Source organism: Mesorhizobium sp. M7A.F.Ca.CA.001.04.2.1 (assembly GCF_003998485.1).
Taxonomy (GTDB): Bacteria; Pseudomonadota; Alphaproteobacteria; order Rhizobiales; family Rhizobiaceae; genus Mesorhizobium; species Mesorhizobium ciceri.
The window spans coordinates 25,156-44,433 of the sequence record NZ_RZQT01000035.1 but is presented as its reverse complement, the minus strand read 5'-3'; the positions used below and the strand labels follow the sequence as shown (position 1 = coordinate 44,433).

Annotated in this window: 20 protein-coding genes; 11 read left to right on the top strand and 9 right to left on the bottom strand. The window is 63.0% G+C overall.

Annotation, left to right across the window (positions count from 1 at the left end; all coding sequences use genetic code 11):
- Nucleotides 1–13: 13 nt before the first annotated feature.
- On the top strand, nt 14–2,227 hold the full coding sequence (locus EN955_RS14010) for a heavy metal translocating P-type ATPase (RefSeq protein ID WP_024505484.1): 2,214 nt from the start codon (nt 14–16) through the stop codon (nt 2,225–2,227).
- Nucleotides 2,228–2,288: 61 nt separating this feature from the next.
- Here EN955_RS14010 and EN955_RS14005 read toward each other — a convergent pair whose 3' ends face one another.
- Both EN955_RS14005 and EN955_RS14000 read right to left on the bottom strand, forming a co-directional pair.
- The gene (locus EN955_RS14005; protein ID WP_024505485.1) at nt 2,289–3,473 is read right to left on the bottom strand and encodes an MFS transporter; all 1,185 of its coding nucleotides are present in this window, start codon (nt 3,471–3,473) and stop codon (nt 2,289–2,291) included.
- 220 nt (nt 3,474–3,693) lie between these two features.
- Nucleotides 3,694–5,358, bottom strand: a complete 1,665-nt coding sequence (locus EN955_RS14000) for a Na/Pi cotransporter family protein (protein WP_013530146.1) — start codon at nt 5,356–5,358, stop codon at nt 3,694–3,696.
- Between the two features lie 387 nt (nt 5,359–5,745).
- Here EN955_RS14000 and EN955_RS13995 point away from each other — a divergent pair, with 387 nt between their 5' ends.
- From EN955_RS13995 to EN955_RS13965, 7 genes are all read left to right on the top strand, one after another.
- Nucleotides 5,746–6,117, top strand: a complete 372-nt coding sequence (locus EN955_RS13995) for an RcnB family protein (protein WP_013530147.1) — start codon at nt 5,746–5,748, stop codon at nt 6,115–6,117.
- A gap of 140 nt (nt 6,118–6,257) precedes the next feature.
- Nucleotides 6,258–8,195 carry a DNA primase gene (dnaG, locus tag EN955_RS13990; protein WP_024505486.1) on the top strand — a complete coding sequence of 646 codons (1,938 nt, stop codon included), beginning with the start codon at nt 6,258–6,260 and terminating at the stop codon, nt 8,193–8,195.
- A 426-nt stretch (nt 8,196–8,621) separates the two neighbouring features.
- On the top strand, nt 8,622–10,643 hold the full coding sequence (gene rpoD, locus EN955_RS13985; RefSeq protein WP_013530149.1) for an RNA polymerase sigma factor RpoD: 2,022 nt from the start codon (nt 8,622–8,624) through the stop codon (nt 10,641–10,643).
- A gap of 181 nt (nt 10,644–10,824) precedes the next feature.
- Nucleotides 10,825–11,118 carry a GYD domain-containing protein gene (locus tag EN955_RS13980; protein ID WP_013530150.1) on the top strand — a complete coding sequence of 98 codons (294 nt, stop codon included), beginning with the start codon at nt 10,825–10,827 and terminating at the stop codon, nt 11,116–11,118.
- A gap of 131 nt (nt 11,119–11,249) precedes the next feature.
- Nucleotides 11,250–11,618 carry a DCC1-like thiol-disulfide oxidoreductase family protein gene (locus tag EN955_RS13975; protein ID WP_024505487.1) on the top strand — a complete coding sequence of 123 codons (369 nt, stop codon included), beginning with the start codon at nt 11,250–11,252 and terminating at the stop codon, nt 11,616–11,618.
- A gap of 159 nt (nt 11,619–11,777) precedes the next feature.
- The gene (locus EN955_RS13970) at nt 11,778–12,473 is read left to right on the top strand and encodes a PadR family transcriptional regulator (protein ID WP_013530152.1); all 696 of its coding nucleotides are present in this window, start codon (nt 11,778–11,780) and stop codon (nt 12,471–12,473) included.
- 112 nt (nt 12,474–12,585) lie between these two features.
- Complete coding sequence (locus EN955_RS13965) at nt 12,586–12,885, top strand: HlyU family transcriptional regulator (protein ID WP_024505488.1); 300 nt, start codon at nt 12,586–12,588, stop codon at nt 12,883–12,885.
- Between the two features lie 147 nt (nt 12,886–13,032).
- Here the strand turns inward: EN955_RS13965 and EN955_RS13960 are convergent, their stop codons facing one another.
- Entirely contained in the window at nt 13,033–13,803 is a 771-nt protein-coding gene (locus tag EN955_RS13960) for a hypothetical protein (protein WP_127218879.1), read from the bottom strand.
- On the opposite strand from EN955_RS13960, the gene EN955_RS13955 reads away from it, so the two are divergent.
- Entirely contained in the window at nt 13,793–14,065 is a 273-nt protein-coding gene (locus EN955_RS13955) for a hypothetical protein (RefSeq protein WP_127218880.1), read from the top strand. The genes EN955_RS13960 and EN955_RS13955 overlap by 11 nt on opposite strands.
- Nucleotides 14,066–14,113: 48 nt before the next feature.
- On the opposite strand, the gene EN955_RS13950 is transcribed toward EN955_RS13955, so the two are convergent.
- From EN955_RS13950 to EN955_RS13930, 5 genes are all read right to left on the bottom strand, one after another.
- A complete protein-coding gene (locus EN955_RS13950; protein ID WP_013530154.1) occupies nt 14,114–14,323 on the bottom strand; it encodes a hypothetical protein in 210 nt (69 codons plus the stop codon).
- Nucleotides 14,324–14,416: 93 nt separating this feature from the next.
- Nucleotides 14,417–15,052 carry an outer membrane lipoprotein carrier protein LolA gene (locus tag EN955_RS13945; RefSeq protein ID WP_024505489.1) on the bottom strand — a complete coding sequence of 212 codons (636 nt, stop codon included), beginning with the start codon at nt 15,050–15,052 and terminating at the stop codon, nt 14,417–14,419.
- Between the two features lie 56 nt (nt 15,053–15,108).
- Complete coding sequence (locus EN955_RS13940) at nt 15,109–15,372, bottom strand: YMGG-like glycine zipper-containing protein (protein WP_013530156.1); 264 nt, start codon at nt 15,370–15,372, stop codon at nt 15,109–15,111.
- Between the two features lie 119 nt (nt 15,373–15,491).
- Nucleotides 15,492–16,694 carry an MFS transporter gene (locus tag EN955_RS13935; RefSeq protein ID WP_024505490.1) on the bottom strand — a complete coding sequence of 401 codons (1,203 nt, stop codon included), beginning with the start codon at nt 16,692–16,694 and terminating at the stop codon, nt 15,492–15,494.
- A 126-nt stretch (nt 16,695–16,820) separates the two neighbouring features.
- The gene (locus EN955_RS13930; protein ID WP_013530158.1) at nt 16,821–17,279 is read right to left on the bottom strand and encodes an Lrp/AsnC family transcriptional regulator; all 459 of its coding nucleotides are present in this window, start codon (nt 17,277–17,279) and stop codon (nt 16,821–16,823) included.
- 170 nt (nt 17,280–17,449) lie between these two features.
- Between EN955_RS13930 and EN955_RS13925 the strand changes: the two genes are divergently transcribed.
- On the top strand, nt 17,450–18,184 hold the full coding sequence (locus EN955_RS13925) for an AzlC family ABC transporter permease (protein ID WP_013530159.1): 735 nt from the start codon (nt 17,450–17,452) through the stop codon (nt 18,182–18,184).
- Complete coding sequence (locus EN955_RS13920; RefSeq protein WP_024505491.1) at nt 18,181–18,480, top strand: AzlD family protein; 300 nt, start codon at nt 18,181–18,183, stop codon at nt 18,478–18,480. The genes EN955_RS13925 and EN955_RS13920 overlap by 4 nt, the downstream gene beginning before the upstream one ends.
- A 54-nt stretch (nt 18,481–18,534) precedes the next feature.
- Here EN955_RS13920 and EN955_RS13915 read toward each other — a convergent pair whose 3' ends face one another.
- Nucleotides 18,535–19,170, bottom strand: coding sequence for an FMN-dependent NADH-azoreductase (locus tag EN955_RS13915; protein WP_024505492.1), 636 nt, complete (start codon nt 19,168–19,170; stop codon nt 18,535–18,537).
- Nucleotides 19,171–19,278 lie beyond the last annotated feature (108 nt).

The following is a 19,278-nucleotide window of genomic DNA, read 5'->3' as shown; positions in this document are numbered from 1 at the left end:
GACAGGTGATGTGATGACGGCGCCCCTCGACCAGGTAAAAATAAGGCAGACGCGGTTCAAGATCGGCGGCATGGATTGCGCCTCTTGCGCAACCAAGATCGATACGGCGGTGCGTCGCCTAGACGGCGTCGCCGATGTCTCGGTTTCGGTGACCGGTGCCAGCATGACGGTCAGCCATGGCGGCGCGTTGCCGGAAGACAAGGTGCTGCAGCAGGTGGCTCGGCTCGGCTACGGCATCGTCAGGGCCGAGGCACATGTATCGCCGATGTCAGACAAGGCGCACGCCGATCACGTCCACAATGACCATGAAGGCCACGATCATGCGATCCACGATCCCGATCCCGATCATGGCCATTCCGAGACGGGGCAGGCGTGGTGGCGTTCCCGCCGGGCGGTGCTGACGCTCGCCTGCGCGGCAGCGCTTCTCGCCGCATACGGCATCGGCCATCTGTTCCCGGTGGCGGAACGCGGGGTGTTCCTGGCCGCGCTGTTGGTCGGCCTGGTGCCGATCGCACGGCGCGCGCTGATGGCGGCATTGGCCGGCACGCCGTTTTCGATCGAGATGCTGATGACCATCGCGGCGATAGGCGCCGTGATGATCGGTGCCACTGAAGAGGCCGCCGCCGTGGTGGTGCTCTTCCTGATCGGCGAGCTTCTGGAGGGTGTCGCCGCCGGCCGGGCGCGGGCGAGCATCCAGGGACTTGCCGATCTGGTGCCGAAGACGGGCTTGGTCGAGCGCGCAGGCGGCACATCGGAGTGTCCCGCCGAAGACCTTGCGGTCGGCGACATCATCCTGGTGCGGCCGGGCGACCGCATCCCGGCCGATGGCGAGATCATCGAGGGCGCGAGCGAAATCGACGAGGCGCCGGTGACCGGCGAGAGCACGCCCAAGCGCAAGGGCGTCGCTGACGCCGTCTTTGCCGGCACGATCAGCATCGACGGCGTGCTCAAGGTGCGGGTGACGGCGGCCGCTTCCGACAACACCATCGCCCGAATCGTGCGGCTGGTGGAGGAGGCGCATGAGGCCAAGGCGCCGACCGAGCGCTTCATCGACCGCTTCTCGCGCACCTACACGCCGGCGGTGCTGGCGGTCGGTGCGCTGGTGGCATTGTTGCCGCCGCTGCTTGCCGGCGGCGACTGGAACGAATGGATCTACAAGGGCCTTGCGATCCTGCTGATCGGCTGCCCCTGCGCGCTGGTCATCTCGACCCCGGCGGCGATCGCCGCGGGCCTGGCGACCGGCGCGCGGCGTGGCCTGTTGATGAAAGGCGGTGCGGTGCTGGAAGGCTTTCGCCGGCTCACGGCGGTCACCTTCGACAAGACCGGTACGCTGACCGCAGGCAAGCCTGTCGTCACCGACATCGTGGCGTATGGAAGGGATGAACGCACCGTGCTGGCGCTGGCGGCAGCACTGGAGCAGGGCTCCAGCCATCCGTTGGCGATGGCGATCCTGGACCGGGCCAAGGCCGACAAGGCGCCGGTGCCGCCGGCTCTCGCGGCGAAGGCAATCTCGGGCAAGGGTGTCGAGGGCAGCGTTGGCGGCGTCGCCGTCTTCCTCGGCTCCGGCCAGGCGGCGGGCGAACGCGCCGACATGACGCAAGCGCAGCGCCTCGCCGTCGACAGCTTCAACGGCCAGGGCAAGACGGTGTCAGTGCTCGTCGCCGATGGCGTGGTGGCCGGGCTGATTGCCATGCGCGACGAGCCGCGGCCGGATGCTGCGGCCGGGATCGCGGCGCTGAAGGCCGAGAGCATCCGCGCAGTGATGCTGACCGGCGACAACCGCCGCACGGCGCAAGCCATCGCCGCTTCGCTCGGCATCGAGGCGCGGGCGGAGCTGTTGCCCCAGGACAAGCAGCGCATCGTCGGCGAATTGCAGCGCGAGGGTTTCAAGGTTGCCAAGGTCGGCGACGGCATCAACGACGCGCCGGCGCTCGCGGCCGCCGATATCGGCATTGCCATGGGCGGCGGCACCGACGTGGCGCTGGAGACCGCGGACGCGGCGATCCTGCACGGCCGCGTCATGGACGTCGCGCGTATGGTGAAACTGTCGCGGGCGGTGATGGCCAATATCGGCCAGAACATCACCGTGGCGCTGGGGCTGAAGGCGGTGTTCCTGGTCACCACCATTTTGGGCATCACCGGCCTGTGGCCGGCGATCCTGGCCGATACCGGCGCGACCGTGCTGGTCACCGCCAACGCCATGCGCCTGCTGCGCTGGCGCGGGTGAAGTGTTTTTGGTTGATCACGATCTTTTCGGAAAACCGGCGTCCACTTTTCCGGATCGTGATCTACTCGGCTGGGGCTGTCAGCGGCGGCGTGGCGTTGCTGCGCCCTTCCCAGACATAAGAGGCGAGCGCCACTGCCACGGCGACCAGCATGGCGATGGCGCCGAGCAGCGGCAGGCTGCGGTAGCCATAGCCGCTGTTCAGCATCGCGGCGCCCAACGAAGCGGCCAGCGCGATGCCGACATTGAAGCCGGACGGAATGAGCGACGAAGCGAGGTTGGAAGCATCTGCCGTCCAGGCCAGGATGCGGGTCTGGATCGGCGTGCCGATGGCGAAGTTGAGACCGCCCCAGATGACGATCGCCACAACCATCGGCAGGGGATAGGGGCTGACGGCATAGATCACGCCAAGCGTCACCGCCTGCAGGGCCAGCATGGTGATCAATGACGGCATCAGCTTCCAGTCGGAGAGCTTGCCGCCGAGGAAGACTCCAAGGGTTGCGCCGACGCCGTTGAGCAGCAGCACCCACGGCACCAGGTTCTCGTCGAGACCGGTGACTTCCAGCAGTGTCGGGGTGATGTAGGTGAACAGGCCGAACTGGCCGATCATCAGCATCAGCATCAGGATCAGCGATGTCCAGACCTGCTGGCGGGCCAGCACGCGGACCTCGCGGGCGAAACCGGCGGGCTTGGCCGATGAGCCGGTGGTGCGCGGCAAAAGGGCTGCCATGGCAAGCGTTGCCGCGACACCCAGCGCGCACATCACCCAGAAAGTCGCACGCCAGCCCCAGATGTTGCCGATCGCGGTGCCGGCCGGCACGCCGATGACGTTGGAGACGGTGAGGCCGGACAGGATGACGGCGACAGCCATGCCGCGCTGGTCCTCGCGCACGAGACCGACGGCGACGACCATGGCGACGCCGAAATAGGCGCCATGCGCGACCGCCACGGCAATGCGCAACAGAAGCATCGAGGTGAAATCGGGCGCCAGCGCGCAAGCCGCCTGGCCAATGGTGAAGGCGATGGCGAGGCCTAGCAGCAGGCTCTTGCGCGACAATGACTTGGTGGCGAGCGCCAGCAGCGGGCCGCCGATGGCGATGCCGCCGGCATAGCCGGAGACGAGATAGCCGGCGGAGGGAACCGAGACGCCCAGGCCTTGCGCCACCTGCGGCAGCACGCCGGCAATGACGAATTCGGTGGTGCCGAAGGCAAAGGCGGCGATGAACAGGGCGATGAGCGGAAGCGACATGGGGAAGCCTTAGCTGGAAGCGCCTCAAACCACGGATGGGCTTTGCGGGCAATCCAGAAATTTTTGTCGCGAGTTTAGGTTTTCTTCAGTGGGGGCGAGGCGGTGAAGCGCCAATCTCCCCCCTTGTGGGGGAGATGGCCGGGGTAAAGGAAGCGCGCGAACCTATCCAAGCGCGCTCCCTTCCTCTCTCTCCGGAGGCCCCGTGGGGGATTGCTATTCTTCAGCTCGCTTTCAACCGCGACCCCGTCAGCAGGCCGCGCTCTTCAAGCACCGGATAGGCCATCGAGGCCAGCAGCGAATTGATCTGTTTCAGGTCGCGGATGGTGTCGAGATGGATCGAGCTGGTTTCGACGCTCTTGGCGGTGCCGTCGCGCAGCCGCACGAAATGGCTGGCGCTGGTTTCCTTTTCGCGGTCGCGCAGCCGGTCCTTTTCCAGCACCAGCTGACGGGCGGTCTCGGGATCGCGCGACACCAGAACGTTGAAGGCAAGCCGCGCATTGGCCAGAACCGAGCCATGGAAGGCGCACAGCTCGGCCCAGCCCTCGTCGGTGAATTCCAGTCCGCGCTCGAACTTCTTCTTCACATGCACCAGCATGTTGCGCACGATGATGTCGCCGACCTGCTCGAGCTTGACGCAGGCGCCGATCAGTTCCTGGCAGCGCAGCGCCTCGTCCTCGGTCAGCGGGTTCCTGGTCAGTTTGGCGAGGTAGAGCTTGATCGCGGCGTGCTTGCGGTCGACGCGGTCGTCGAGTGCGGCCAGCGCCTTGATCTTGTCGGCGTCGGCGCTCTCATAGAGTTCGATGATACGCTTGAGCATGATCTCGATCGTCTCGCAGACCCGCACCACCTCGCGGGTGGCATTGGCCAGCGCCTGGCTCGGCACGTCGAGCGCGCTTTCGTTGAGTGCGGACAGCTCGACGACGTCAAGCGAGGCGGCCGGCACGGGCTTGGTGCCAAGTGCGACGATCTTCTCCGAAGCGCGGTAGACGAAGCCTGCCAGCGGCAGGCCGGCGAGCAGGATCAGCACATTGAACAGGATGTGGGCATTGACGATCTGGTCCGCCGCCGTAGAACCGAGAAAGGCGAAGTGCGGCCTGAAGATCATGACAAGGATCAGCATGACCAGCGAGCCAAGCCCGCGCATCAGGAGATTGCCGATCGGCACGACGCGCACTTCGGGGCTCGACGAGCGGGTCAGCATCGGCGCGATGATCGAGGAGCCGAGGTTGACGCCAAGGATGAGAACGACGCCAAGTTCGGGCGTGATCAGGCCACGGCCTGCCAGCGTCGCCATCAACAGCACCGCCGCGATGCTCGACTGGAACAGCCAGGTGATCAGTGCCGCCAGCAGATAGGCGGTGATGGAATCGGTCGAGAAGTAGTTGATGATGACCGGCATGAGCTGGCTGTTGCGCAGGGGCTCCGATGCCTGGCCGATCATCTCCAGCGACAGGATCAGAAGGCCGATGCCGACCAGGATGCGGCCGGACTGGCGCCAGTCGCGCCGCTCGGTGGCCATGAACATGACCGTGCCGGTGATCAGGCACAGCGGCACCAGCAAGGTGAGGTCGAAGGTCAGCAGCTTGACCACCAGCGCCGATCCGATTTCGGCGCCGCGCACTGCCAATTGACCCGCGGCGCCAGAGACGATGCCAGAGCCGGCGAAGGAGCCGACCAGCAGCGTGACGGCGGTGGAGCTCTGCAGGGCGATGGCAAGGCCGGTGCCGGCCAGCACCGCCATGATCGGATTGCGCATGGTGGCGCGGAGGCGATGGCGCAGCACGTCGCCATAGGCGCGTTCAACGCCGGTCTTCACCATGCGGGTGGCAAACAGCATCAGCGCCACGGCGCCGGCCAGATGCAGTAGGACGACGGACCCGCTCATTTCGTCCCCCGCATGCAAACAGGGCGCCCGCCCTGTTTTGCGTGGCGATCAGAAGGAAAAACGAGGGAACGAATCATGTTCATGGCGGTGACTTATAATACCTCGAATATTTTAGCCGGATAATAAAATCTTGTCGATTTCAAGGGCCGTTGCCGCGCGACAGGCGGTGTCGGAAAATGGACGGACGCGCAAATGGTTGCATTGCTGGGCGGGCGCGAAGCGGCGGATAGGCCGAGTTTGCGGTGCGACTGGCTCCTGCCTTTGCGATCATGTTCAGCTTCCTTGGGTAAATCAAGGAATCCATTACATAATTGTAATGCGTGCGTTCAGTTTCGGTTCATCGATGGGCAGCTACTGCTTCGATATCGACAACCAAGGAGACTTCTCATGAAACGCATCGTCCTTTCCGCACTCGCTTTCTCGATGCTGGCCGCCACGTCGCTCACCGGCCAGGCCGCACCGCTGAATGCGCCGAACGCGCCGCAGTCGAACTACAGTCAGGTCGACTGGCAGAAGCCCGGCCACCACAGCGATGTGAGGAAGCGCGTTTACAAGAAGAAGGTCGTCGTCGTGAAGCGCAACAACTGGCGGCATGGCCAGAAATATTCCGGCTGGAAGCGCCATCAGCCGATCCGCGACTATGGCCGCTACGGCCTGCATCGCCCCGGCCGCGGCCAGGAATGGATCCGCGTCGGCAACGACTATGTGCTGGTCGGCATCCTCTCCGGCGTCATCTTCGGCGCGCTTGCCGCGCATTAATCGGCACCTGCCGGACATTGAAAAGGGAGGCGGCCCGCTACGGCCGCCTTTCTTTTTGCCTGTGGAAACCGGGTATGGCCCGCATTAAGGGTCGTCGGATTTCGCGGGCGTGATTATATAATCGGGAAACGAGTTCCCCGATGCGCTTTCCACCCGCCTTCCTCGACGAGATACGCGACCGCGTGCCGATTTCATCGGTGATCGGCCAGCGCGTCGCGTGGGACCGCAAGAAGACCAACGCACCGCGCGGCGACTATTGGGCCTGCTGCCCGTTCCATGGCGAGAAGAGCCCTTCCTTCCACTGCGAGGACAAGAAGGGCCGCTACCATTGTTTCGGCTGTTCGGTCTCGGGCGATCATTTCAAGTTCCTCACCGAACTGGACGGGATGAGCTTTCCCGAAGCTGTGGAAAAGATCGCCGACATGGCCGGGGTGCCTATGCCGGTCCGCGATGCGCAGGAGGAGCGGCGCGAAAAGGAACGCGCCAGCCTGACCGACGTCATGGAGATGGCGACCGCCTTCTTCCAGGAACGGCTGCAGGGACCGGAAGGCGCCAAGGCGCGTGCCTATCTGCGCGACCGCGGCCTGACGCCGGCGACGCAGCAATCGTTCCGGCTCGGTTTTGCGCCGGACAGCCGCAATGCGCTGAAGGAGCATCTCGCCGCCAGGGGCGTGCCGAAAGCCGATATCGAGGCCTGCGGACTGGTGCGCCACGGCGACGACATCCCGGTTTCCTATGACTGGTTCCGCGACCGCATCATGTTTCCGATCCCGGATTCCAAGGGGAAGATCATCGCCTTTGGCGGCCGCGCGCTGCAGCCCGATGCGCTGGCCAAATACATGAACTCGCCCGACACCGAGCTCTTCCACAAGGGCAACGTGCTTTATAATTTCGCCCGCGCCCGCAAGGCCTTGGCCAAGGGCGGCACGGTCATCGCCGTCGAAGGCTATATGGATGTCATCGCGCTGGCACAGGCCGGCTTCGAGAATGTCGTGGCGCCGCTCGGCACCGCGCTTACCGAGAACCAGCTCGAGCTGCTGTGGCGCATGGCGCCGGAGCCGATGTTGTGCTTCGACGGCGACAAGGCCGGGTTGAAGGCCGCGTGGCGGGCCGCCGACATGGCGCTGCCGTCGGTGCAGGCCGGCCGCTCGGCGCGTTTCGCGCTGCTGCCGGAAGGCAAGGATCCCGACGACCTCGTCAAGGCCGAAGGACCGGATGCGTTTCGTAGCGTTCTGGCCGAGGCGCGGCCGCTGGTCGACCTTTTATGGATGCGTGAGACGGCGGGCGGCGTCTTCGACACGCCGGAGCGGCGGGCCGAGCTCGAGAAGACGCTGCGCGAACTGACCAGCCGCATCCGCGATGAAAGTCTCCGCTACCATTATCAACAGGAGATGCGCGAGCGCGTGTTGAGCTTCTTCGGCTCGCAGCGCGGCACCAGGCAAAGCGGCCGCCAGGATGGGCGCCCGGGCCAGGGCAAGGCAGCCGCTCCCGGCGGGCAGTTCGCCAAGAGCGGTGGCGGCCGCATTGCGATCACCGAAAGTCTCGGCCAGTCGGCTTTGGTCAAACGCGGCGGCGAGGGGATGTCGGTGCGCGAGGCGACGATCATCGTCGCATTGGTCAACCATCCGGCACTGATCGACGAGAATTTCGCCCATATCGAGTTTCTCGATCTCGCCAACTCCGATCTGAGGCGGCTGCATGCGGCAATCCTCGATGCAATGGCGCATGACATGGCCAATGATCGCCAGGCGGTGATTGCGACGATCGAACGCGCCGGCTGCGCCGAGATCTGGGAGCGGGCCGTCGGGTTGATCCGGCGGATGCGGCAATGGCCGGCGCTAGAGACCGCCGCCCTTGAAGATGCCCGCGATGCTTTCAGCCAGGCGCTGCACTTGCAGCGCAGCGCGCGCACCTTACATAAGGAACTGAAACAGGCGGAAGCGGCGCTCGCCACCGATCCCACAGACGAAAACTACCGGCACCTGATCGAAATTCAGGCGCAATTCCAGGATGTGCAAGCCACGGAAGCACTGATCGAAGGGTTTGGCGTCTCCTCGGGCAGGGCAGGGCGAGCTTAGTTGGAAGCGAGTGAATTGAGAAAGCGTCGTTGCGCGTCGAAATGGCGCGTAACGGGCTAAGTCGGGTAATTGATTCGCTTTTTTCATGCGAATCATGCGAGAGGCGCTTGACCTTCTGGCAGATTGGCGGAATCAGGACGATTCGAAACGTTAACCCGAACCCGCGTCGACGGGAAATAAGCGATGTGAGGTACTGGTCACTGGACAGGCAGCCCGCCTGCCACAGATATCAGGGTTAATCTGGACTTAATGGATGTCGCCCAAAAAGGGGAAACCCGGTTTTGGGGCAACGACATACACCAAACGAAACGAGTTGATGCAGTTACTGGCCCGGTGAAGCGCGTTTCATAAGCGAGCGCATCCGATTTGACTGGTCCGACAGCTTACGCGGCTTTGAAGTTCGGCCGCTAGGAGAAGATAAAGACTATGGCGACAAAGGAAAAGGAAGAGGTCGAAACCGAACGCGAAGGCGCCACCGATGGCCCTCTGCTCGACCTTTCCGATGATGCTGTCAAGAAGATGATCAAGGCCGCCAAGAAGCGCGGCTATGTCACCATGGACGAGCTGAATTCGGTGCTGCCCTCAGAGGAAGTGACCTCCGAGCAGATCGAGGACACGATGGCGATGCTGTCCGACATGGGCATCAACGTGGTCGAGGACGACGAGCAGGGCGAGGAGCCCGAGGCCGCCGACACCGCGGCCGATGCCGAGGAAGACGCCAACGAGCTGGCTGAGCAGACCGGCACCGCGGTTGCCGCCACCACCACCAAGAAAGAACCGACCGATCGCACCGACGATCCGGTGCGCATGTATCTGCGCGAGATGGGCTCGGTGGAGCTTTTGTCGCGCGAGGGCGAAATTGCCATCGCCAAACGCATCGAGGCCGGCCGCGAGACGATGATCGCGGGTCTGTGCGAAAGCCCGCTGACCTTCCAGGCCATCATCATCTGGCGCGACGAACTCAACGAATCCAAGATCCTGCTGCGTGAGATCATCGATCTCGAAGCCACCTATGCCGGCCCCGAGGCCAAGCAGGCGCCGGTGGTCGAGCGCGTCGAGGAAGCCAAGGTCGAGGACAAGCCGCGCCGTTCGCGCGACGACGAAGACGACATCACCAATGTCGGCGCCGATACGCGTGGGCTGACGGATGACGACGACGAAGACGAGGACGAAGCGAGCCTGTCGCTGGCCGCGATGGAAGCGGAACTCCGCCCGCAGGTGATGGAGACGCTCGACGTTATCGCCGACACCTACAAAAAGCTGCGCAAGCTGCAGGATCAGCAGGTCGAGAACCGTCTGGCCGCGGCCGGCACGCTGTCGCCCAGCCAGGATCGCCGGCTGAAGGAGCTGAAGGACCAGCTGATCAAGGCGGTGAAGTCGCTGTCGCTCAACACGGCGCGCATCGAGGCGCTGGTCGAGCAGCTCTACGACATCAACAAGCGCCTGGTGCAGAACGAAGGCAAGCTGCTCAGGCTCGCCGAAAGCTACGGCGTGCGTCGCGAAGAGTTCCTGAAGGAATATCAGGGTTCCGAGCTCGACCCGAACTGGACGCGCTCGATCGGCAACCTGACCTCGCGCGGCTGGAAGGAATTCACCAAGAACGAGAAGGATGCGATCAAGGACCTGCGCGCCGAGATCCAGAACCTCGCCACCGAAACGGCGATCTCGATCCTGGAATTCCGCAAGATCGTCAACCAGGTGCAGAAGGGCGAGCGCGAAGCGGCGATCGCCAAGAAGGAAATGGTCGAGGCCAATCTGCGCCTCGTCATCTCAATCGCCAAGAAATACACCAATCGCGGCCTGCAGTTCCTCGACCTGATCCAGGAAGGCAATATCGGCCTGATGAAGGCGGTCGACAAATTCGAATACCGCCGTGGTTACAAGTTCTCGACCTACGCGACATGGTGGATCCGGCAGGCGATCACGCGTTCGATCGCCGATCAGGCGCGCACCATCCGCATTCCGGTGCACATGATCGAAACGATCAACAAGATCGTGCGCACCTCGCGCCAGATGCTGCACGAGATCGGCCGCGAGCCGACGCCGGAAGAACTGGCCGAAAAGCTTGCCATGCCGCTCGAAAAGGTACGCAAGGTCTTGAAGATCGCCAAGGAGCCGATCTCGCTCGAAACGCCGGTCGGCGACGAGGAGGATTCGCATCTGGGCGATTTCATCGAGGACAAGATGGCGATCCTGCCGATCGACGCGGCGATCCAGGCCAATCTGCGCGAGACCACCACGCGCGTGCTGGCCTCGCTGACGCCGCGCGAGGAGCGCGTGCTCAGAATGCGCTTCGGTATCGGCATGAACACCGACCACACGCTGGAAGAAGTCGGCCAGCAGTTCTCGGTTACCCGCGAGCGTATCCGCCAGATCGAAGCCAAGGCGCTGCGCAAGCTCAAGCACCCGAGCAGGTCGCGCAAGCTGCGCAGTTTCCTGGATAGCTGAGACTTACCGATGCAAAGAGTTCAAGGGCGCCGATGGCGCCCTTTTTTGTTTGTGGGGCGCACTCTTGCGGGCCGGGCCCTTCGGGAGGATAATTTCGCTGTCGGATGCATTTCTGGGCGATAACCCGGATGCCCGCCCCGGCGAAGCCGCCGTGCTCCGTGGCCCCGGAGGGAGGTGTGCCATGACAAGCTACATCGTGCTGATGAACTGGACGGAGCAGGGTGCCAGAAACGTGCGCGAGTCACCGAAGCGGCTCGACGCCGCCAGAAAGCAGCTGGGAGACATGGGCGGATCGTTCAAGGCGTTCTACCTGACCATGGGCGAATACGACATGGTGGCGGTGGTCGAAGCGCCCGACGACGCGGTGCTGGCGCGCTTCTCGCTGATGCTGGCGGCAGCCGGCAATGTCAGGACGCGGACGCTGAAGGCCTTTCCCGAATTAGCCTACCGCGAGATCGTCACCTCGCTCGGATAAAGCCCGTAGCGGAAGGGCCGGACCGGCTGGCCCGATACATTCTCCTTCGCGCGAGCGACCGAGCGACGTCTTGACGGCGCCCGATCGTTCGTGGTCCTTCAAGTTTGCGCTACCAACCAAATGCCGGAACTATGCTGACCGTCTGGTACAACACGCGCTGCCCGGTCTGCGATGCCGGGATCAGCAGGCAGAAGCGGCGGCTGATCGAAGCGATCAAGGCTGGGCGGATCGAGTTCCGAGACATCAATCTTGAACCGGCAGCGCTAGCCGGATTTGGCGCGTCGCTTGAGGATATCCGCCGCCGGCTGCACGCCACCGATGCCGAGGGCCGACTGCTGGTCGGCGCCGATGTCGCCATCGCGGTATGGAAGGTCACGCCGGGCGAGGGCTGGTTGGCGACGCTGTTCGGCAATCCGGTTGCCTTGCCGCTGACACGCTTTGCCTACGATCGCTTTGCCGATCTTCTCTATGCCTGGAACCGGCGCATGGGGCGCTGGTAGCCGAATTTATCGGTGGCCGCCGTTCGCAACGAAGCGGCCGAGACTGGAAAATCGAGCCCGCTGGTGCTGCATTCAGATACATCGTAAGATATATCTTGACTCCATCGATTGACTTGCCTAATTAAGATATATCGTAAGATACAACTCAAGGAGCAATCAATGCACAAACACAATCATTTCGGGCGCGGTCATTTCGGCGAGCGCATGTTCATGCACATGGCCGGCAAATTCGGTGGCAGAGGGGGCGGCGGCTTTGGCCCGTTCGGCCACGGCGGCCGTGGTGGCGGGCGCGGCGGTCCGGGCGACATGTTCCGCGCCGGACGCATGCTGGCCGACGGCGACCTCAAGCTGATCACGCTGTCGCTGCTGGCCGAAGCGCCGCGTCACGGCTACGACATCATCAAGGCCCTGGAAGAGCGCACCAGCGGCATCTACAGCCCGAGCCCGGGCGTGGTCTACCCGACGCTGACCTTCCTGGAAGAGGCCGGCTATGCCGCCTCCGCCGCCGACGGCAACAAGAAGGTGTTTTCGATCACCGAGGCGGGCCAGGCGCATCTCGCCGACAACCGCGAGATGATCGACGGCGTGCTCGACCATCTCGAGCGCTTCGGCCGCAAAATGGCCAAGGCGCGCGACTGGTTCGGCTGGAACGACGAGAGCGAAGAGGGCGGGCGTCGTGGCGGCCGCGGTGGCCGCGGGGATCGTTCGGAAGCGCGCGACGAATTCCGCGCAGTCCGTCACCGGCTGCGCGCGGCTCTGGGCGACTTCGTCGACGCCCCGGCCGACAAGCAGGCCGAGGCCATCGCCATCCTCGAAGCCGCCGCCGAGGCGCTGGAAGCGCTGTCGCACAAGTAAGCTCGTCCAGCCGACCGGACGCAGCCCTTGCCCGCTGGCCCAAGGACCGATAGTGAAATTCATCCCGCGTCACTCTACATGGTGCGGGATGAATGCTGTTGGAGGAAGTCCGATGTCTTTTCTGAAGCGTCTTTTCGGCGGTGGCGGCGGCGGAACCCAGACGGCTGAGCCGACGAGTGCAGCGCCAGCCAAGCAGGTCGAGCACAAGGGCTTTCTGATCAGCGCCACGCCCTACAAGGCCGATGGCCAGTACCAGACCTGCGGCGTCGTCTCCAAGGAGATCGACGGCGTGGTGAAGGAACACAAATTCATCCGCGCCGACCGCTTTGCCGGGCTCGACGACGCCGTCGACATCTCGATCAAGAAGGGCATCCAACTGGTCGACGAGCAGGGCGATCGGGTTTTTGGATAGGCAGGACCGGTCGAGGCGAAAATCTTCGGCATCTCGCAATGAGCCCAACCGATCAGCGTGAAGATGCTGTCAAGCGTGTTAGGAACGCCAAACAAGGCCTGGTCTCCGCAATGCCATCAAAGCCGGCTCACTCTACAGGCCGCCTTGCTATGGCAGTAAATGCATGAGTTCGTCCGGCATTGTGGTAACCGCCGGCACTGGAGTAGCCGCCGGCGTGGGATCGGCCGGATCGGCAACATTCGTTCCACCGATGACGTAGCCCGGTTCTTCCGAGTACGAGTAGACTTTCGTTATGATGCCTGATTTGAGCGCTTCAGCGTCCCAGACGTTATAAAGGCCCTGCGGCGTTGCCAGCCCCATCATGGCGAACACATCGGCGCTGTTGACGCCCATTTCGTCGAAATAGTCGGACAGCAACTGCTTCAGCGCCGGATCAGGCACCGTCGAAATCTCATCAAAGCTTCTTCTGCCGTTGTGCATTCGGGGTGTCTTCCGGCCGTTCGTTATCTGATGGACGGCGATCCGGGCATTGGCAGCTGCGGCGCGGACCTGGCCCCCAGCCAAGGCCCATGGGCAGGCCGAGAAACAGTACGCCCCACCAGAATGAACTTCCCCTTCCGACCAGCCGTTCCTGACCATCTTTTGCGGACAGCGTGGCACCAGCATCGGGCAGCCGTTCAACTGCGTCCTGCCTATCGCAGTTTCGAGGCCGGCGGCGCGGATCATGTGTCCCATTTCGAGCGCCGCATCCACGTTCCCGCCGCCAGACTGAAACACGACAGGAAGCCTTTCTCCCTTCAGTTTCCGCAGAAATTTCTCAAATTGCCTGGCGGTATCAGGTTTTATTATGCCCTCGGCAGATATCCATTGGACGCAGTTGACGTTGCAATCGCCGTTCCGAACCAGAATGAAGTTCATCGGCCATTCTTCGGGCGCTTTCTGCTTTGCGACGGCCGATGCAGTTGCAGTCAAGGCGACAAAGGCGATCAAGCAAAGGGTTACCAGCGGACCCAGGCGAGTTGTCACGATGAAAAGCCCCACTTACCAACGAATAACTACTATCGCCTTAGGTCTGTCTGATACAACCTTCTTTAACTCTCCGCTCGACGACGCCGTCGACATCTCGATCAAGGAGGGCATCCAGTTGGTCGACGAGCAGGGCGATCGGATTTTTGGGTAGGCAGGACCACCTCTCCGCTGGAGGTCGCAGATCGCGACCGCCAGCGGGTCAATTCGTCCTGGCGGGATCGATCGTCATCAGGCGTGCCCTTGCCTCGATCAGGTGCCTTTGCGCGGCTCTTATCCGGCTGCACAATGCCAGATTGAGGGCGACGCCACCTTCCTCATCCAGCAAGTCGTTCGCGCACTTCAAAGAGTGCTCAGCTCTCCTTATACGCAGTCTGGCTTTGGCCGCTTCCATGCTGTGAATTTCAATCATTGCGCCGCGTCCTTTGCGGTTCCGGTCCCTTCATGGACTAAACCGCTGATGATCGCATTGGTTCCGGCCCAGGGAATATGCCCGCGGCTTCGGCTATTTCGTGGTCGTGTTGAATTCACGGTTTGCCGTGTAATCGATCACGAAGGTGCCCTCGGGAGCGCGAACGCCCTGCTTCACATTTGATATAGTCACCGTTGTGGTAAGTCCCTTCTCGTCGGTGAGGCTCCATCTGCGCAGATCTAGAGATTTACTGTCGAACACCATGGAGATGCTCGAATTGCCGAAGGTCGATCTGTCCGACAGCTTGACGGTAATTTGGGCGCCATCGTCCCTGATGCTTTTCACGCGATTGCCGGAGAAGTCGACCTTATTGTCGAGCAGCAGCTTAAGCGGCGTCTTCGAGAGAGCATAAAGCCGCGATGTCTTCAGCTTTCTGTTATAAACCACCAGGGATTTGCCATCTGCAATCACGCTGATCCCTGATTGGCCTGCATAGTTGAACCGGATCTTGCCGGGGCGTTGTAGAAAAAACCTGCCACGAGTCCTTTCCGCATTTGGACCCGACTGGACGAAGTCCCCGGACATGGACTTTACCGATGAGAGGTGATCGGCAACCGTCTTGGCATCAACAGGCGCGGCGGAGATCGCGGCGGTGGGTGCCGCATACATCGCGGCAGCGCTGGCAACGGCGAACCAGCAACCCAGCAGTACTTTGATCCGATAGCCCATCGCTTATCCCACCTCCGGAGCAGGCGCGTGATCGAAAGAGATCACGCGCCTCCAGGTCAGTAACCCTCCGGGCATCGTGCAACGTAAACCCGGCCATACTGATCGCGATATCTGCACTGGCCGGCTTCGCTGGCGTGCCCGATGACGGCCCCGGCTATCGCGCCAACCGCACCGCCAACAACCGCCCCTTGCACAGGATCGCCGGCCACCGCGGCGCCTACCGCTGCGCCACCCAAGCCGCCGACGGCAGCGCCTTGTTCGGTACGGGAGCACGCCGAGAGCGGAATGAGCAGGCTCAAAATGAGCAGCGTCTTTTTCATTGGTTCTCTCCTGGGCTACTATTAGCCAAGGCTTAAATGCACCAAGGAGCTTTTCGATCCATCGACCGCTGCCTCCGTTCAAGCGACGGCTGGCCATCAAGCACAACCCCTGTGCCCCGCTACGCCGCCTGCAACTCTCGGCGCGGCAGCGGCGGGAAGGCGATGGCGATGCCGACCGCGCCGAGCCCGACGAGGGCCGAGCCGATGAATAGCCAGTGGTAGTTGGCATAGGCATCGAAGACCATGCCGCCGGCAAGCGGTCCCAGCGCCATGCCGAGGCTGGACAGCATGGTGGCGGCGCCGAACACGGTGCCGAGGATGCGCTGGCCGAAATATTCGCGCGCCAGCACCGCATAGAGCGGCATGACGCCACCATAGGTGGCGCCGAAAATGACGGCCAGCATGTAGAACTGCTCGAGCCGGCTGATCGAGAGATAGGCGGCAATGACGATCGCCTGGATCGCCAGGCCCGCGATCAGCACCGGCTTGACGCCCAGCCGGTCGGCAAGCACGCCGTAGAAAAGCCGGCCGCCGAGGCCGGCCAGGCCTTCGACGCTGTAGATCGAGACCGCGGCCATGGGGGCGACGCCGCACAGCATGGCATAGCTGACCATCTGGAAGATCGGCCCGGAATGCGCCGCGCAGCAGGCAAAGAAGGTCAGCCCCAGCACGATGAACTGCGGCGAGCGCAGCGCCTGGCCGACCGTCAGGCCGGCGCCTTCGGCAACCGGCGCGGAGCCGGTATCGGCCATGACGGGCTTCGGTGGTTGGCGCACCAGCAGCACCGCCGGCAACAGCAATACCCAGGCGGTAATGCCGATGTCGAACATGGCGGTGCGCCAGTCATAGGCGGAGATCAGCCATCGGGCGAAGGGCGAAATCGTCATCGGCGCCACGCCCATGCCGGCCGAGACCAGCGAGACGGCGAGGCTACGGTTGGTGTCGAACCAGCCTGTGGTCAGCGCGATCATCGGCGCGAAAAAGGCGCTTGCCGCGAGGCCGACCAGCACGCCATAGGTAATCTGGAAGCTCAGCAGCGAACCGGCCCGGCTGGCCAGCACCAGCGCCAGCCCGAGCAGAACCGCGCCGGTCATCACGACGATGCGGGCGCCAAAACGGTCCGATATCGCGCCCCAGGCGAAGCCGCCAAGGCCCATCACCAGGAAGTTGAGCGTCATGGCGCTCGAAATGCCGGCGCGCGACCAGTTGGTGTCGATCGCCATCGGCTCGAGAAAGATCGCCAGCGAAAACATCGTCCCGATGGCGACACAGGACATCAGCGCGCCAGCCGCGACGATGACCCAACGATAGGAAAAGCTCATTCAAATCTCCCATGCCAGAGGGCAGCGCTCAGCGCTGCTTGCATCCGAAGGACGCCGGCAGCGAGGCTGATCCTACAATCCGGTTGCATTTTTTATCCAGTCTGGCCCGACGCCGTTTTCAGCAGATCAGATCGGCAGTTCCGACGTGTATTTGATCGTCTGGCTGGGGACGTCGGTCTTGACGTTCTGCACGCCCTTGATGCGGCTCAGATGCTCCGACTGGAAGCGGCGGTAGTCGTCGATGCCGGCCGCCACCACGCGCACCATGGCGTCGCAATCGCCGAGCATCAGGTAGCACTCCATCACCTGCGGCAGCTTGGCGACTTCGGTGGCGAAATGCTCGATCGTGTCCTCGTCCTGCGTCTTCAGCCAGATGCGGGTGAAGAAGGTCAGACCCTTGCCGATGCTGGCCGGGTTGAGCACGGCGACATAGCGGTCGATGACACCGGCTTCCTCCAGCAGCTTCACGCGACGCAGGCAAGGCGATGGCGACAGCCCGACCTCATTGGCCAGATCATTGTTGGCCATGCGGCCATCGCGCTGCAGCGCCCGCAGAATCCGCTTGTCGATCTCATCCAGCTTCATGGCTACAGATTCCATCTATTCGAAAATTTGTAACATAAAATGCCAGAATTCGGCGAAATACAACAATCTCCGCAACCAAATTGCGGACCGATTTCGGTATGTTTGCTGCCGACATCAGTTGATTTCAAACGCAGGGAAGCGGCGGCCGCGAGGTCAGCCGATGAAGACACATGAGCATTTCACAGGCAGTCGAGACGGTGGCAGATGGTTCGAAATCCGAATTCCGCCGTGGCGTGGCGTCCTGCGCGCCGGTGCTGTTCGGCACCATCCCCTATGCGCTGGTGCTTGGCGCCCAGGCGACGCAGAAAGGCTTGAGCACGGTCGAACTGTCTGCCATGACAGGGCTGAATTTCGCCGGCGGTTCGGAATTCGCGGCGATCCAGTTGTGGACGTCGCCGCCGCACATCGTGCTCATCGTCGCCATCACCTTCCTGGTCAACAGCCGTCACCTGCTGATGGGTGCGGCACTGGCGCCGTTCCTGCGCGACCTGCCACGGCGCAAGGTGTTTCCGGCGCTTTTCCTTATGTGCGATGAAAGCTGGGCGCTGGGCTTGGCCGATGCCAAACTGCGTGCTGCAGCCGGCATCACGCCGGCCTTCAGCCCGCGCTATTATATGGGCGCGGCGCTGGCGATGTATCTCACCTGGGTGGCCTTCACCACGCTGGGTGCCTTGCTCGGTCCGATGCTCGGCCATGTCGAGACCTATGGTTTTGACATGGCGTTCCCGGCTGTCTTCCTGGTGCTGATGCGCGGCATGTGGACGGGTATGGCGGCGGCGCGGCCCTGGCTGGTCAGCCTGGTCGTTGCAGCACTGGTCTATCTCTTCGTTCCCGGTGCCTGGTATGTCGCCGCCGGCGCCATGTCGGGTCTGGTCGCGGCCTGGCTGATGGCAGGTGATGCATGATCGATGCAACGACCCTTTTCACCATCGTGCTGATGGCCGGCGTCACTTATCTGACGCGCATCGGCGGCTATGTCGTCCTGCGCAACCGCACGCTGGGCGCCCGTGCCACGGCTGTGATGGAAGCTGCGCCCGGCTGCGTGCTGATCTCTGTCATCGCACCGGCCTTCGTATCGAAGTCCCCGGCGGATCTTCTGGCGCTGGCTGTTACTCTGGCAGCCGCCACGCGGTTTTCCATGCTGCCGACCGTGCTGATCGGGGTCAGCGCCGCTGGTCTGCTGAGGCACCTCATCGGCTAGAACGCAAAAGGCAGGCGCGAACGCCTGCCTTCGATGCGGACAAATTTCGGCTGTTTACGCGGCAGCCGCGACGTCCCGGCTGGCGGCCACAACGGCGTCGACCTTGGCGGTCGCCTTGGCGAGCGCTGCTGTCACCGCGTCAGGACCCATGCCAACGCCTTCGATGCGGATGACATCGACATCGGTCATGCCGAGGAAGCCGAGCACGCCACGCAGGTAGGGAATGGCGTGATCGAACTGCACGGCCGCACCTTCCGAATAGATGCCGCCGGAAGCCAGCACGATATAGACCTTCTTGCCGGTGACCAGACCCTTGGGGCCGTTCTCGCCATAGGCAAAGCTCTTGCCGGAGCGGGAGATGTGGTCGACCCATGACTTCAGGGTCGAGGAGATGTTGAAGTTGATGAAGCCGGTGGCCAGGATCACCGTGTCGGCGGCGAATAGCTCGTCGAGCACGACATCGGAGACGCCGACGACTTCAGCCTGGCGCGGGGTGCGCGCTTCGGCCGGGGTATAGATGCCCGTCGCATAGTCGGCATCGATGTGCGGCAACGGATTGGCGACGAGGTCGCGCACGACGAGCGTGTTCGACGGATCGGCGGCGACGAGCTTTTCGGCGAATTCGGTGGCGATGCGGGTCGAATGCGAGGCAGCGCCGCGCGGGCTCGAAGTGACAAGAAGAATGGACATTTTGGGCTCTCTCCAGCGGTTGGAATGATTTGTCCCGCCAGATATGGGGCTTTCGATCCATTCAATAAACTGGTATATTTTCTATACGATCCATCCATAAATTGGATA